The organism is Bacteroidales bacterium, assembly GCA_014860585.1.
In the GTDB taxonomy this organism is placed as follows: Bacteria; Bacteroidota; Bacteroidia; order Bacteroidales; family 4484-276; genus RZYY01.
The window spans coordinates 19,133-34,303 of sequence record JACZJL010000153.1; the positions used below are offsets into that span (position 1 = coordinate 19,133).

6 protein-coding genes are annotated in these 15,171 nt (G+C 44.2%); 4 read left to right on the plus strand and 2 right to left on the minus strand.

Features of this window, described 5'->3' with window-relative positions:
- Window positions 1-197 precede the first annotated feature (197 nt).
- A complete protein-coding gene (locus IH598_15500) occupies window positions 198-3,149 on the plus strand; it encodes a T9SS type A sorting domain-containing protein (protein ID MBE0639922.1) in 2,952 nt (983 codons plus the stop codon).
- Window positions 3,150-3,367: 218 nt separating this feature from the next.
- On the opposite strand, the gene IH598_15505 is transcribed toward IH598_15500, so the two are convergent.
- The gene (locus tag IH598_15505) at window positions 3,368-6,379 is read right to left on the minus strand and encodes a T9SS type A sorting domain-containing protein (protein MBE0639923.1); all 3,012 of its coding nucleotides are present in this window, start codon (window positions 6,377-6,379) and stop codon (window positions 3,368-3,370) included.
- Window positions 6,380-6,903: 524 nt separating this feature from the next.
- Window positions 6,904-8,688, minus strand: a complete 1,785-nt coding sequence (locus IH598_15510; protein ID MBE0639924.1) for a DUF4397 domain-containing protein — start codon at window positions 8,686-8,688, stop codon at window positions 6,904-6,906.
- A gap of 294 nt (window positions 8,689-8,982) precedes the next feature.
- On the opposite strand from IH598_15510, the gene IH598_15515 reads away from it, so the two are divergent.
- The 3 genes from IH598_15515 to IH598_15525 all read left to right on the plus strand — a co-directional run bounded on the left by IH598_15515 (window position 8,983) and on the right by IH598_15525 (window position 15,167).
- Entirely contained in the window at window positions 8,983-11,940 is a 2,958-nt protein-coding gene (locus IH598_15515) for a TonB-dependent receptor (protein ID MBE0639925.1), read from the plus strand.
- Between the two features lie 19 nt (window positions 11,941-11,959).
- A complete protein-coding gene (locus IH598_15520) occupies window positions 11,960-13,465 on the plus strand; it encodes a RagB/SusD family nutrient uptake outer membrane protein (protein MBE0639926.1) in 1,506 nt (501 codons plus the stop codon).
- Window positions 13,466-13,619: 154 nt separating this feature from the next.
- On the plus strand, window positions 13,620-15,167 hold the full coding sequence (locus IH598_15525; protein ID MBE0639927.1) for a hypothetical protein: 1,548 nt from the start codon (window positions 13,620-13,622) through the stop codon (window positions 15,165-15,167).
- Window positions 15,168-15,171: the final 4 nt, after the last annotated feature.

Sequence of the window (15,171 nt, forward strand, 5' to 3'; positions counted from 1 at the left end):
GATTTTTTTTCCAAAATAAACACTCATTTATCCTGTAAATACAAAAATTAAGTCATTGAATAAAAGCATGTTATTGTAAATTCCATTTAATGAATTTGAATTACCCCGGAAAATCTGAAAAAAAAGTTGTTTGATTCAAATACTTTATACATTTGCGGTACACAATGAACAGATTTATTCACTAAAAAACACAGATTATGAAGAGAAATGTACTTGTTCTTATTGGGCTTTTCGCATTCGCTGTTATGGTCTCAGCCCAGGACCAAATTAGTCCCTCTTATGTTGGGACAGGTGTCTATCACGGCTTGTCAAAGCCTCTGAGCGAACTTCCTGCATTAACTGCGGAGGAATTCGATAAAATGGATTTGGACGCATTTAAACCGCGAAATGAAAAGTTGCGGGTGCGTGAGTATCCGTATGCTGCAACTGCCTTACCCAAAGGAAACGACCCGGTTTGGCAAAAATATTTTGGCAACATACCGGCGCCCAAAGCGCCTATTGCAGTCTGGGATGGGCAAACATCGCCTTATTACCCCCCGGACGCCAATGGAACCGCTGGACCAAACCATTACATGCAAACCATCAATGTTGTGTATGCAATCTACTCAAAAACCGGAACGCTGGTTGCCGGGCCAACCAATCTCAACCTCTTGTTCAGTGGGGTGACGGGTTCGACTTGTAACGATGGTGATCCAATCGTACTCTATGACGAACAGGCAGACCGCTGGTTGGTTGTGGAGTTTTCGATTTGCGGAACCAATGATTACATGCTCGTTGCCGTTTCCCAATCTAATGATCCCACAGGTGCATGGCACAGGTATTCGTTTGATGTGGACGATATGCCCGATTATGAAAAAATTGGGATTTGGCAGGATGGCTACTACATGGGAACCAATACAACAGGAACCAATAAAAAGGATATTTACGTGATGGAAAGGTCCAAAATGCTGAACGGGCAGACCGCTCAAATGGTTGGTTTTGATAATCCCTGGCGGCCAACTACCATTGACGGTTTTATGTGTGTGCCCCCGGCTGACAACGACGGTACTTTTGCTCCCACAGGCAGTCCCGGGCTTTTCATTACTATTAATGATGACGCTATTGCAGGTGGCAGCGATCAGTTATGGATTTATGAACTGGCCGTAAACTGGACTTCACCTACAACATCAACTTTCTCAAGAGTTCAACAACTCAATGTTCCTGCATTCGACAGCAACTTTGGCGCAAACTGGGACAACATCAAACAACCCGGCACAACCCGCGAACTGGATGCCATCCCACAGGTGGTGATGAATGCTCCGCAATACCGCAATTTTGGCACCTACCAAACCTTGGTCTGCTGCCATACTGTGGATGTAAACAACACTGACCTTGCCGGTATCCGTTGGTATGAGCTGAGAAAAACAACGGGTACCTGGTCAATTCGCCAGTCCGGCACTTACTCGCCCGATGCGCACTCACGCTGGATGGGGAGTATCCGGTTGAACGGACAAAACGAAATCGGTCTTGGTTATTCGATTTCAAGCACCACAGTGTATCCCGGAATCCGATACACCGGTCAGACTTCAGCGGCTTACAACGCCGCAACCGGGGTTCTTGATCTTGCAGAACAAACAGTCGTCACCGGCGCCTATTCACAAACCTCTTACAACCGTTGGGGTGATTATGCTGGATTAAGTGTTGACCCTGCTGACGATAAGACATTCTGGTTCATAACTCAATATGTTGGCCCTTCACAGGCACGCAGAACAAAAGTATTCTCCTTCCAGGTTGGCGCAGCTCCGTCACAGCCAGACCTTGTAACCCAAAGCCAGGCTGCCAGCCCAACTTCGGTGCAGGATGGACAAACGTTGACCGCTTCGTGCACAGTGCTCAACCAGGGTGCAGCCGGCGCAGGTGCTTCAAATCTCAAGTATTACCTCTCCACCGACAACACCTATGGAACCGGCGACATTCTGTTAGCAACCGACGCGGTTGCTTCACTGGCGGCCAGTGCAAGTGCTAACGTTAGTGAAGTCGTTACCATTCCTGCTGCAACAGCTCCCGGCACATACTACATCTTGTTTTTCGCAGATGCTGACGGACAGGTAGCCGAAGTAAACGAAAACAACAATGTGGGAAGCGTTCAGATTTCAGTGACATCTTCTGCTGGTCCTCCGGATCTTACCGTGCAAAGCCCTGCAGCCAGTCCTACCTCTGTAAGTAATGGTGGAACCACCACTGCTTCATGCAGTGTTAAAAACATTGGAACAGGTCCATCCGGCGCATCTAACCTCAAATATTATCTTTCGGCTGATGTAACCTATGGAACCGGAGATGTTTACCTGGCTACCGATGCTGTTGGCGCCCTCGCAGCCAATGCAACTGCTTCAGTGAGTGAAGTGGTTACTATCCCCTCATCTACTGCCGCAGGTACCTGGTATATCCTTTTTGTTGCCGATGCCGATAACCAGGTGGCTGAATCAAGTGAGACAAATAATGTTGGATATGTTTCCATTACGGTAACTGCTCCCCAGGGATGCAACAGCACTGTTCAATATCCAAGCACAACCTTATCCCCAACCACAAGGTGGAAATCACAGAAAAGTATTTATGCAGGGGAATTTACAGCCTTTAATGTTGTCGCCGGCAGGGTTTATCACTTCTCTTACTGCTCAACAGATGGAGCAAAAGCAACCTATGACTCTGAGCTGACCCTCCGCAATTTTACTACCAATGCATTTATCGCCTACTCCGATGACTATTGCGGCGATGATGCAAAAATCATCTGGACTGCAACATTCACCGGTAAGGTAAAATTGGTTACAACGGTTTATGGCTGCGGTACAAACTCGATCAGTTCAACACTTAGATATAAGTACACAACTTCCAAAGCAGCTGAAGAACTTGAACCTGCTGAGGAGGATGAATACAGCGTGTATCCTAACCCTTCATCAGGGATAATCTATGTTGAAGCAAGCAGCGGTTTTGAAAACGTTGAACAAATTTCCGTTTATGACATCAATGGTAAATTGGTAAGGAAAATTGATCTGCCATCAAAGCCAGACAACGTTTATGGAATTGACCTTGGAGAACATCCAGCAGGTCTTTACCTGATTAAAATTTCCGGAGAGAAACCACAGGAATTAAAGGTCATGCTGACCAAATAGCCAAATTTAATATTCATTTCAGAAGCCGTTTCAAGCAATTGGAACGGCTTTCTTTTTACTGCCATATCCCTATTGCGGTAAAAAGTCCATTAATGAGAATATACAATGAGTTCAGCTTAACGAGAATTGCCTGGAACAAAAATTTATGTCAATAAAAACTACTGTTGCTTATGATTTTGAAGCTGTTTCGAAATAAAAGTTTGCGCTGTTGATTGAATCTATTGAATCAATATCTTCCTGCTCCCGGTTTTCCCATCCGCTGTAATCTTCATCAAATACATTCCTCCTGGCAGGCCTTTTAACTCCAACATTTGGGTTTGAGAAATTGTTTTGAAAATTTGGGTCTTTACCAGGCGACCGTTTATATCGCTAAGTTCAATGCAAACGTGTTGAAATTCAGTTTTGAAGTCCAGATAAAGAGTTTCGCCTGTCGGGTTAGGATAAGCTACCATGAAAATTTCGGTAAGATTGTTATCATCAACTGACGAAGAAGCGATGGAATCGCCGAGGTGCACAAATAATCCTCCCCTGGAAGAAGTTGTGTACAGCTCATGTTCGCCTTCTATTATCCTGTTGGTAAAATTACCACCTGCGAAAAGATTATCAGGTTCAAAAACAGCCATGCCATAAAAGTGGTTGCCCGACATTGTGCTTTCGATAATTTTTACCCAGTCGAGTTCACCGTTGTTGTCGTATCTGACGACATACATATCTCTTGGTCCGGTTGGAATATATTGCCAATCTCCAAAATGAATTGTATCAACAATATCGCCCATACAGTAGAAATTTCCCTGGTGATCAATTTCCGCTTCACAATAATTATTTCCCCATCGGTGTATTTGTATTGAATTGGCCCAAAGCACGTTTCCGTTGCCGTCAATTTTTGCAGTGTAAGGGCTGTAACGGTTGTAGGGGGTTTCCAGCACGATGTCATCAAAATGGGCTGATTCCCCATGTGTTCCCGTAAGGTATAAATTCCCATCTTCATCAGTTACCGAAGCAGTTGGCCAGCAATAAAACCCTCCATAGTTGGAAGGACTGTAACCGAATGATTTTGCCCAGAGGTAATTCCCCTGTTCGTCGAACTTCGCCGCTATTGAGCGTCCGTCATTTGGTGTTAATACCAGGTTATCGTTTCCGTCATTGAAAAAGATGGTATCACCGGCAGGTTCCAAAGTAAGAAAATACCCGCCTGATTGAATGGTAGCAATGCCAAGCGAGTAGAAAAACACATCGGTTTCGATTTGACTGGCAGAGATAAAGTTACCGTTAATATCATATTTCATTAACAAAGCGTCGCCGTCCTGATAGGCGGTAAAAGATATCCCTTCAATTTCTATAGTCCCAAAAAAGTCAAAAATGTAATAAACATTTCCCGATGCATCAGCATCAACCGACTTTATGGTTATTCCGTCGTAGGGCAATTCTTTTGCCCACTTAAATTCTCCATCAGTTGTATAAAAAGCTAAAAAAGAGCTCCCAAAAGGATTAATAAATTCAAGGTTGCCAATTTTAAGCGTATCCTTAAACTCGCCATGCAAAAATAATCTTTGGTGTGTCTTATCCAGTTTCAGCGTTGTTTCAGTAAAGTTCCACCATGAAATTCCACCCTCCATTTCATCAATCCACAGGACATCCCCATTGGGTTTCTGGCCTGAAAGGACCATCGTTTCTTTTGTAGTATTTAAATCCAGACCAAAAAAATCGGTATGGCCGAAAACATTGCTTAAACTATAAATAACAGCCTGGTCATCTATTTCCAGACCTGTAAGTTGCGCCGTTCCGGAGTTTCCGTTGCTTATATCCATATTCAAAAGACTACCGGAATACTCATACTTTGCAAGAAACGCATCCAATCCTGTGGTTCCGGTCTGTAGGATTTTATTTTCTGGTAACACTGCCAGGCAAGAGGTTTGATGGTTTGCAGCAAAAGCACTTTGTGCATTTCCTAAACTGCTGTAAATGGCAATATAATTCCCGTCCAAACCATCAGGATTTTCCAGTACAATATCGTCAAACGTTGCGTTAGAACCAGCCATTCCGCCTGAAATACATAGCCGGTCATCAGGCAGAAGTGTAAAGCCATAGAGGGAATTGTGGGTGTTAATTGTTGCTTTTGCCCAGAGAACATCGCCAGAGCTATTCAATTTTACCATGAATGCATCAGTTGATCCCGAACTAAGCGAAAAGCCACCAAACTCCACATGGTTTCTGAAGTAGCCGGCCATATAAACATCGCCATCCACACCAACCTCAATAAAGGGCGTGTAACTGTCACCCCATGTAACTTGCTCGTGCTCACCCATCACAACCCATTCGTACTCCCCATCAAGATTCGCCCGTGCAACAAAAGCATCTGCATAAACATTCGGGTCGAGAAGGATGCCACCCAGGTAGGCCTCACTATATGCTGAACCCGCTACATAAATTTGGTCGCCAAATACTGCCAGATCGTTGAAGGCAATGTTATGCTCCTGCCACCAAATCAAAATTCCTTCATGGTTGAATTTGACTAAAAATGATGGGCTCCAGTAACTAAAAGTACCGCTTGTTGAACCGGTTATATAAATATTCTGATTTCCGTCAATCGCCAGCGCCAGCCCTTTGTACGGCAAACCCGAATTGGTATAGCTGAAGAGCATTTCGATTTCTCCGGATGGAGAAAGCTGTATTAGCAATGCATCTGAAAGGCCAATCAGGTAGACAGAAGATTCTCCCATCGAAAAAACCGGGCCATCAAAATAACCTGTGACATAAATTTTATCGTTGGCAATGACAATATCGTTGGCATCTCCGGAATTAAACTCCCCGCAACTCCCTTGTTTTAACCAAAGTAAATTTCCGGAATCATCCAGTTTTGCAACAAACACATCGCGCTTCCCCACACTTTCCAGTATCGTGCCTGCAAATTCCATGATGCCAGAAAACCCGCCGGCAATGTAAATATTTCCGCTTTCATCAGCCACCGCCTTATTAATAATATCTTTCCCGGAGCCGTCAAATTTTTTCATCCATTCGGTTTCAGGAGCATCTCCGAAACCGTCAGCACTGCTATCTAAATTTTTGTAGCACAGAGTTTGCCCTGGTTCAATATCCGCATTTGAAAACAACTGAGATTTCAGGTCCCTGATCTTCCCCTGGTGTTCATTGATTAAGGGGGAATTTTGTGTAAATCCTAAAACTGTAAATAACAGTGAAACAACGGCCCATAGTGCAAATGATTTTTTCATAACTTGATTTTTGATTAGTAAAGAATAAGGTAAATGATTTCATTATGCAATAATACTAATAAAATTGTTGCATTTGTGCATTTTTTCTATTGCCCATCTGGCTATTTCAATTTCAAGGGTTATGAAAAATACCGGAAAAAATATTGGTCTGACTCATTTTAACTAATCCATTATGACTATGCAACAGTTTAGTTCATCACTAAATCTTTAAGGTATGTTTTAGCCTTTTTCATTCATAAACTTAGTGCATCTTTGTGTTATTGAGCCTTTTGCCAAAGGCATCACTTGGTGAGTGGCAACTTTTTCTTTTTGCCACTCACAAAGTGATACCTGTCGCACAATCCACCAAGACTCTAAGAATCACAAAAATGAATGAATTTTCCAGGTTAGAAATCAAGGACGATAACTTACAATTTTGTAAAATGAGTTCCATTTTGACAGATCAGATTTCATCTCTGTATGAAAAATTTAAAGCCGGGTAAATTCATCATCTACCCGGCTTTAAATAAAAAGTTATCAACGAATTATTTCTTCAAAAACTTCACCGTCTGTACTCCGTTTTCGGTGTGCAGGTTGATGAAGTAAACCCCGGTAGCCATGCCGGAGGTATTTACAGTGATGATGCTGGAGTTGATTTGGTCGAATGACTGAATTTTTTCACCCATCACATTGAAAATTTCCAGTTTTGAGGCATCCTGTAAAATTTCGATGTTCAACGAATTGGTTGCAGGATTGGGATAAACATTTATGCTCGCACCTTCAATAGTTTCTATTGAGCTTGTTCTTTGAAGAGGAACCAATGCGCCTCCGAGAGGCAGGGCGCCATACAGGCCAAAGTGCGGGCCGTCGCTGTTGGCAGCGATATCAAGGAAGCCGCTGGCAATGGCAGTGAAAGAAAAGCCGCCCAACTGGAAGGTAGCCAATGGCGCAGCATAGGTAGCTACTTCCTCATTTCCTGCTGCGTTGCGGACCTGGATCATATAATCGGCCACCGGAAGTTCAAGGTAGCCGGTAAACTCTCCATATGAAGCGCTTTCGACCAATTGTAGCGGATCTGCGGTGACTTCCCAGATTGAAACTTCCGGTGCATCGGTAGAGCCGTGGAATACGATTACATCGGTATTTGCCGGATCGTTCGCAACGAGGCGGGCCATGTCGTAAACATAAATATCGAATGGCTCGATAGGATCATAGCCACTGGCGCTGACAATTCCGCTGGCAATCAGAAGGTAATTCTTGTTTACTTCGAGCGTGTAGTTCTGTGACCAGATCGGATCGCTTGGATCTTCGCTGTCAGGTCCTTTGATGGCAATGGTAAACTCAACACCTGTAGGTGCGTCAATAAACGGAGAGGCAAAACGGAAAGGGAAGTCGTCCAGCAATTTGATATCATCTAGCCAAACATCAACCACTGCTGCTGCAGCATCGGCGGAGTTGTGGATCACCTGTACTTTTGCCAGTTGTGACAGAGGCACCTTGAAGTCCACACAGGCGCCAACATCGTTAAAATCTTTCCCTTCAGCATCCCAGTTTCCCTGGTTGAACACGCAATCCAAAGCAGTGACAACGGATCCTGGCTCGATACCGTAAAATTCTGCCGGAGTGAAGGTGATCATCCATGTATGATCGGGTGATAGTCCATTGAAAGGAATCACAAAGTCAACACAGTTGCCATTTTCATCAAAGGCTTTTCCTTCACCTGCTGACCAGGCGCCACCGTTGAAAACGCAGTTGATAGCAGTTACATTAGCGCCTTCCAATATTCCGTAGAACTCAGCAGGAACGAAAGTCATGCTCCACGTTCCATCTCCGTTGCTGGCGAGTTTGGGAGCGACACCGTTAGCTCCTGTTCCATCAAATGGTACCACATTCGACCAGGCTTCTCCATCAATGGTTACGCCTGAGTGCATCATTACCGAATCAGCAGTTAACAACGCGCCTTCCGGGCAAGACATGTTTGCATCCAATGTCAATGTAATTTCATCCCAGGCTGAAGCCACCGGTGGATCAATTGTTACGGCATAAGCAGGAGGTGTCCATTTTACCAGCTTAGGTTGTTGGCCATTCATACCTAACCCATCAAAAGTAACCACTTTCGACCAGGCCTCACCATTAAGCGTCACTCCTGAGTGTATCATTACTGAGTCAGCGGTCAAAAGCGCTCCCTCAGGGCAAGTTTTTGTTACATCAAGATAAAGCGTGATCTCATCCCAGGCGGTAGCATTGGCCGGTTCGATTACAATGGCATTTTGCGCCATCAATCCTCCAAAGAGGAACATAACTAATGTTAAAAGTAATAGTTTTCTCATACAAATAAAATTTAAATGATTAATAGAATGATAGTTAATGTTTAAACTTGATTGCAAATTTACATTTAAAATTAAAATTGCCCAATATTCGTTTAAAAAAAATAACATTATTCTACTTGTTCAATTAATAATGAGCTCATTTTTAATTGAACCTGAGATGACTGTTTTTTGTTTTTGACTACTGTTAATATACTGTAAACAGAACATTAAATTTTATTACTTTCGCGCCAAATTTTCAGATGAACTATTTAGTGAATTAATTATACTCATTTTTAAATGAAATAACTTAAAACTATGTCCAAACAAATCTCACGCAAATTGATCCTTCTGCTGTCGCTGCTCATCGCGGGCTACGCGTCAGTCTTTGCACAAAGAGGTGATGTAACCGGAACCGTTGTTGACGGCGCTGATGGTTCTACCATTCCGGGCGCATCAGTCTACCTGAAAGGTACAACGGTGGGCACAACCACCGATATCAACGGTGCTTTCCGTTTGACTGTTGACCCTAACACCGTGCTCGTAGTTTCTTTTATCGGCTACACCACGCAGGAACTGCTGGTTCAGCCAAATACCACGGTAAATGTGGTTTTGCAGTCCGAAATAACTGCACTTGACGAACTGGTGGTGATTGGTTACGGCGTTCAGAAAAAATCTGACCGTACAGGGGCGGTGCAGTCCATCTCTGCTGCCGACATGAACACCGGCGTTCTTACTGACCCCGTGCAGGGGCTTCAGGGAAAAGTGGCCGGTGTGATGGTAACCAAAAAAGGTGGCGACCCCAACTCCGGATTCGACATTAAAATCAGGGGAGCGTCCAGTTTGAATACCAATACAGGCCCATTGTATGTTGTAGACGGTGTACCCGGTGCAGACCCCACAACTATTGCTCCTGAAGACATTGAAACCTTTAACATCCTCAAGGATGCTTCTGCCGCAGCTATTTACGGTTCACGCGGCGCCAACGGGGTTGTAATTATCACCACCAAAAGAGGTAAAGAAAGAAAAGGAGCACAAATTGATTTCAATACCTTCTTTTCAATTGAGAACGTTGCCAAAAAGCTTGACCTCGTGAGCGGTGAAGACTACCGCGGTTTTATTGCGCAAAACCCGGGGCTTGGAACTGCATTTCTTGATGGCGGCGCCAATACCGACTGGCAGGATGAGATTTACAGAACCGGCGCCTCTCAGAACTATAACCTCGCTTTCTCCGGCGGCGACAGCAAAACCAGCTACAGAGCTTCTCTGTCGCACCAGAAATTTGACGGGTTAGTCATAGGTACGGATAAAACCAGGACTATCGGTCGTATTAACCTCGATCAGAAAGCCCTTGACGATCGCCTTGTAATTTCAACCGGATTATCCGCTACAATAGAGAACAACAACTATGTAAGTTACAGTGGCTGGGGTTCCAATGAGGTGCTTTACCAGGCTTTCCAGAGAAATCCTACCGATCCGGTTTATGACTCAGCCGGTAATTTTTATGAGATTGAACGGGTTTTTCAATATTACAATCCGGTCGCCCTTGTTGACCAAATTCACAATGAACGTGATGCCAAACGTTTTTTTGGTTACCTGAAAGCTGATTTTGAAATCCTGACTGGCCTTTTTGCCGGAGTAAACATGGCTTACACACGTAACGACGATGAAAGCTTCTACTTCGAACCCACGACCATGTACCTCGGAACACACCAGGGTTACGGCCGCAGGGGATACAACAACTTCGAATCAAAAGTACTCGAAGCAACTATCCGGTATAACACCGATTTTGGTAAAAACAACCTTCAGACTGTGTTTGGCTATTCTTTCCAGGAAGACATGCACGACGGTTTTGCTGCCCAGGGACGCCAGCCATTTGTGAATTACACCATGATGCACGATCTTTCACTTTTCCAAAGCGTGAATGCTGGTGATATTACCTCCTATAAAAACTCAAACAGGTTGATCTCTTTCTTTGGAAGGGGAATTTATAATTACGATTCCAAGTATTTCCTCACTGCTACAATCCGTCGGGACGGCTCTTCAAAATTCGGCGATAATAACGAGTGGGGCTTGTTCCCTTCGGCTTCTGCCATGTGGAACATCACCAACGAAGACTTTATGGAAAATGTTGATTTTATGAACAGCCTTCGCCTGCGTATTGGTTATGGTATAACCGGTAACCAGGAGATTGGTAATTACAACGATTTAGCGTATTACCAGGCTGCAGGAAATTCCTTCAACTTCGAAACCGGCGAAACAGCCATCCTTTTCCAATATGCACACAATGCCAACCCTGACCTGAAATGGGAAGAAAATTCCGAATTAAACATTGGGATTGATTATGGATTCCTTAATGACCGGATTTCAGGTTCAATTGATTTCTTCAAGAAAAACACCTACGATCTCCTTGGAAATTACTCAGTACCCGTTCCTCCAAACCCGGTTGACCGCATCTGGGCCAACGTTGGCGAGTTTGAAGTGACCGGTTTTGAGTTGTATTTGCAAGGGTATCCGGTCAAGAAAAAAGATTTTGACTGGAGATCATCTCTGGTGTTCTCAACCTACAAACAGGATGTCATCTCGCTTTCGAATGATAAGTACGAATGGTCTCAATTACAGGTAGGATACCTCTCAGGGCCAGGCCTTGTTGGCGACCTCAACTGGACACAGGTCGTAAGACCAGGTACAGAATTAGGCACCTGGTATATTCCGGAATATGCCGGACTTTCAGCCGATGGTAAATTCCTGTTTTACACTGCTGCAGGTGGAGTAACCCGCGAACTTGAACTGGCTGAACGCAGAGTCGTAGGATCGGCGCAACCAGACTTTGAACTGGGCTGGTCAAACTACTTTACATTCAAGAAAAACTGGGACTTCAACTTCACTTTCCGCGGAATGTTTGGTCACGAGATATTCAATACAACACGGCTGATTTTTGGAAACCCGATTTTCCTGCCAGACAGAAACGTACTTTACGAAGCGTTGGATGAATATGAACGTGGACTACGTGACAATCCCAAGTTGAGCAGTTATTATCTCGAAGACGGAACCTTTGTTCGTCTCGATAATCTTTCTTTAGGTTACAATTTTACAAATGTTACGGGGTTCGAAAAAATCCGTATCTATTTTGCCTCCAACAATGTATTTACGATTACCAACTACTCCGGAATTGATCCTGAAATCTCTCCGAGTGGGTTGTCTTTTGGACTGGATCAGTACAATACCTATCCTAAAGCCCGTACTTACACCTTTGGACTTAACATTACTTTATAACCTTTAAAAAACTATACTCATGAAAAAGATATTTCTTGCATTTATTTTATTGATTGCAGTCCAGTTTGGTTGCACCAAGCTCGATGATGTGCTTTATGATAAAATTCCGGCTGATGAATATACAGCAGATCCCATTCTGAAAATGAGCCCTATTTATGCACCTATGCGCGAAATGTTGGATTGGGGTGGATGGTGGTTTGCCCAGGAAATTACGGGTGATGGCGTTGTTGGTCCAACCCGTGGTGGCGACTGGGATGACGGGGGAAAATGGCGCGTATTGCATCAGCATACCTGGGATAATAATACCGAAGCCGTAAACAGCATGTGGAGTCGCTTTTATCGCGGTGTGGTGGAAGCCAACAAGTTTCTCGAAGAGCAACAGAATTTTGCCGGCGACCCCATTGTTGATGAAGCAATGGCCAAAGCACTGATTCTTCGCTCTTATTATTATTATTTATTGATTGACAACTATAAGGATGTTCCTTACACTACCATATACCTGGGGGCGCCTGAGCAGCCGATGAGGAATTTCAGGAAGGACATTTTTAATGCCATTTTACTTACAATTGAAGAAAGTGCTGAACTGGTCAACGAAAGCACTTCCAAAACCGGAGTAAACCAGGGAATGGTTTATTCTCTGCTCGCAAAACTGTACCTTAACCATGCTGTTTATCTGGGAGAAGTAAAACCAGAATATTGGGCAAAAGCCGAAGAAGCTTGTCAAAAGGTCATTGATTTAGGTCAATATTCTCTTGAATCAGATCCACTCGCTCCGTTCGTCACCGCTAATGAGAACTCTCCTGAAAATATCTGGGTGATTCCGTTTGATGAAGACACATACCAGGGCTTCAATCTACACATGAGAACACTGCATTACAACAGTAACCAGACGTTTGAAATGGTCGTCGGTCCATGGAATGGCTTCGCAGTAATGTATGATCATTTCCTTACCTATGATGATAATGACAGACGTAAAGATGGATTCCTGGTTGGACCGCAATACACTTATGCAGGCGAGCCTATTATTGACCAGGGTGCAGGTGGTATCCCACTTGTGTTTAATCCAGTGATCCCGGCTCTTTTGATGGGTGAAGGAAATACGCCGGAAGAAATTCGTAATTCAGGCGCCCGTGTGGTGAAATTCGAAATCAAACGCGGTGCAAAAGATAACCTGAGCAACGACTTCCCTGTATTCCGGTATGCTGATGTTTTGCTCATGATGGCAGAAGCGCAGCTTAGACAGGGTAATGCTGTTAATGTTCCTGATCTTGACCTAATCAGAACAAGAGCTGGATTAGAAGTAGGCGACACATGGAACAATCTCGAAAATCTCCTCGCCGAAAGAGGCCGAGAGATGTTTTGGGAAGGACATCGTCGTCAGGATCTGATCCGGTTTGGCGAGTTTAACAAAGCATGGTGGGAAAAAGATGCCAGTTCTACAGACAGGAATACTTTCCCGATCCCTCAATGGGCTATTGATGCAAACCCAAATTTGGCGCTGCCAGCAGTAGCAATTCAACCCTAAAAATTAGTTAGATATTAGATTTCACAAATTAAACCATAGGTTGAAAAATGTTTGGCAAAGTATTTGCTAAATGCAGGGCTCAAAATAAAAATATATTTTTGCAGTTAAAAGACTTATTCACTTATTCTTAATTTAAATTTAAACATTAATTAAAATGAAAAAGAGTTCATTTATGAGGTTTCTTAGTGCAGCGGCAATCCTTCTGCTGATGTCTGCTGTAATGGTATCATGTGATGATGATGACGATCCGCCACCAGCAGTAGTGGTCGAGGATGGTTTGTACATCGTTGGTGCAGGAACAGCACTCACCGACTACGACATTAAAGGTTTATTCAAGCCAACACGCAATGAGGTTACCCAAACCGAACGCGCAACGCTTATGGAAATCTATGTAGCTGTAAAAGCAGGTGCTGATGGATTTAACATTATGCAAGTTGCCGGAGCTACAAAAACATCGCACGGCCCAGGCGCCGATTTCGCAGTAGTTGGCGAAGCTGACCGCATTGGCGACGAGCCACAACTCGATTTCTGGCGTGGTTCACTTGCAGTGACAGAAACAAAATTCACTGTACCTGAAGATGGTTTATACCATGTGGTGATCGACACCGAAGTCATGAAAGTTGCCATTATCCCTGTAAAGTACTGGGGATTGATCGGTGCTGCCACACCAGGCGGATGGAGCGGCGACACTGAAATGCCTGCTGGCGCTTTCGACCTCAACACCATGACTTTTGAATTGGCAGACGTTACCATGACCAAAGCTGATTTCAAATTCCGTTACTCCGGTGGCTGGAAAGTGATCATTGACGACAATGTTGATCTTGGCGGTGGTGTAATGGGTGTAAGAGTAAACACCAACTTTGGCGGTGCAGTTAATGCACTTGTTCCAGGTGGAGCTAACATTGCAAACGAGGAAGGTGGCATTTATACAGCCAAGATGGTTTGGACACTTGGTGGAGCTTATGCTGCTACAATGACAAAAACCGGCGATCTCCAGGTGGTTGATTATACCGATACCGAGCTTGGTCTTGTTGGAGCCAGCCTTGTTGTTAATGGTGTTCCTCACAACTGGGAGGAAACAATCATGTTATCAACTCCGACTGTTGAAAACGAAACCAACTATACCTGGACATACGAAGGCGTTGAAGTTCAGATTGACGGCGGCGGTTTTAAATTCAGAGAAGGTCAGGACTGGAATGGTATATCAATCGGCTACCCGCAGGTTACAATGGCCGGTCTTGCAGCCGATGATTTCGAAACAAACGGCGATGGTAACTTTGTTCCAAAAGTTGCCGGCGTTTATGATATCGAATTATTCATTGATGCTGTTACCGAAGAATTTACAGTTACCGTTAATCCGGCTGGTGCAGCACCTGAGCTTTACCTCCTTGGCGATGGTTCACTGGCTGGTTGGGACAATACAGCAGCCCTTCCATTGAGCGGTACAGGTGGTATTTATACTATTACCACTGAATTAGGTGGTGCTGGTAAATTTATCAAGTTCATCGTAACTTTAGGTCAATGGGCGCCACAATATGGTACCGATGCTAACGGAACCAACACTGGTGGTAACCTTGTTTACCGTCCTGACGAAAACACTCCTGACCCACCAGCAATCCCATGTCCGGATGCTGTTGGAACCTATGTAATCACAGCAAACACAAACGATCTGACTTACACCATTGCTCCGGCAAAGAAGTAGTTAG

Excerpts from the sequence above, each read along its gene's own strand:
- IH598_15500 (MBE0639922.1), top strand. The coding sequence starts at position 198 with ATGAAGAGAAATGTACTTGTTCTTATTGGGCTTTTCGCATTCGCTGTT.
- IH598_15505 (MBE0639923.1), bottom strand. The coding sequence starts at position 6,379 with ATGAAAAAATCATTTGCACTATGGGCCGTTGTTTCACTGTTATTTACA.
- IH598_15510 (MBE0639924.1), bottom strand. The coding sequence starts at position 8,688 with ATGAGAAAACTATTACTTTTAACATTAGTTATGTTCCTCTTTGGAGGA.
- IH598_15515 (MBE0639925.1), top strand. The coding sequence starts at position 8,983 with ATGTCCAAACAAATCTCACGCAAATTGATCCTTCTGCTGTCGCTGCTC.
- IH598_15520 (MBE0639926.1), top strand. The coding sequence starts at position 11,960 with ATGAAAAAGATATTTCTTGCATTTATTTTATTGATTGCAGTCCAGTTT.
- IH598_15525 (MBE0639927.1), top strand. The coding sequence starts at position 13,620 with ATGAAAAAGAGTTCATTTATGAGGTTTCTTAGTGCAGCGGCAATCCTT.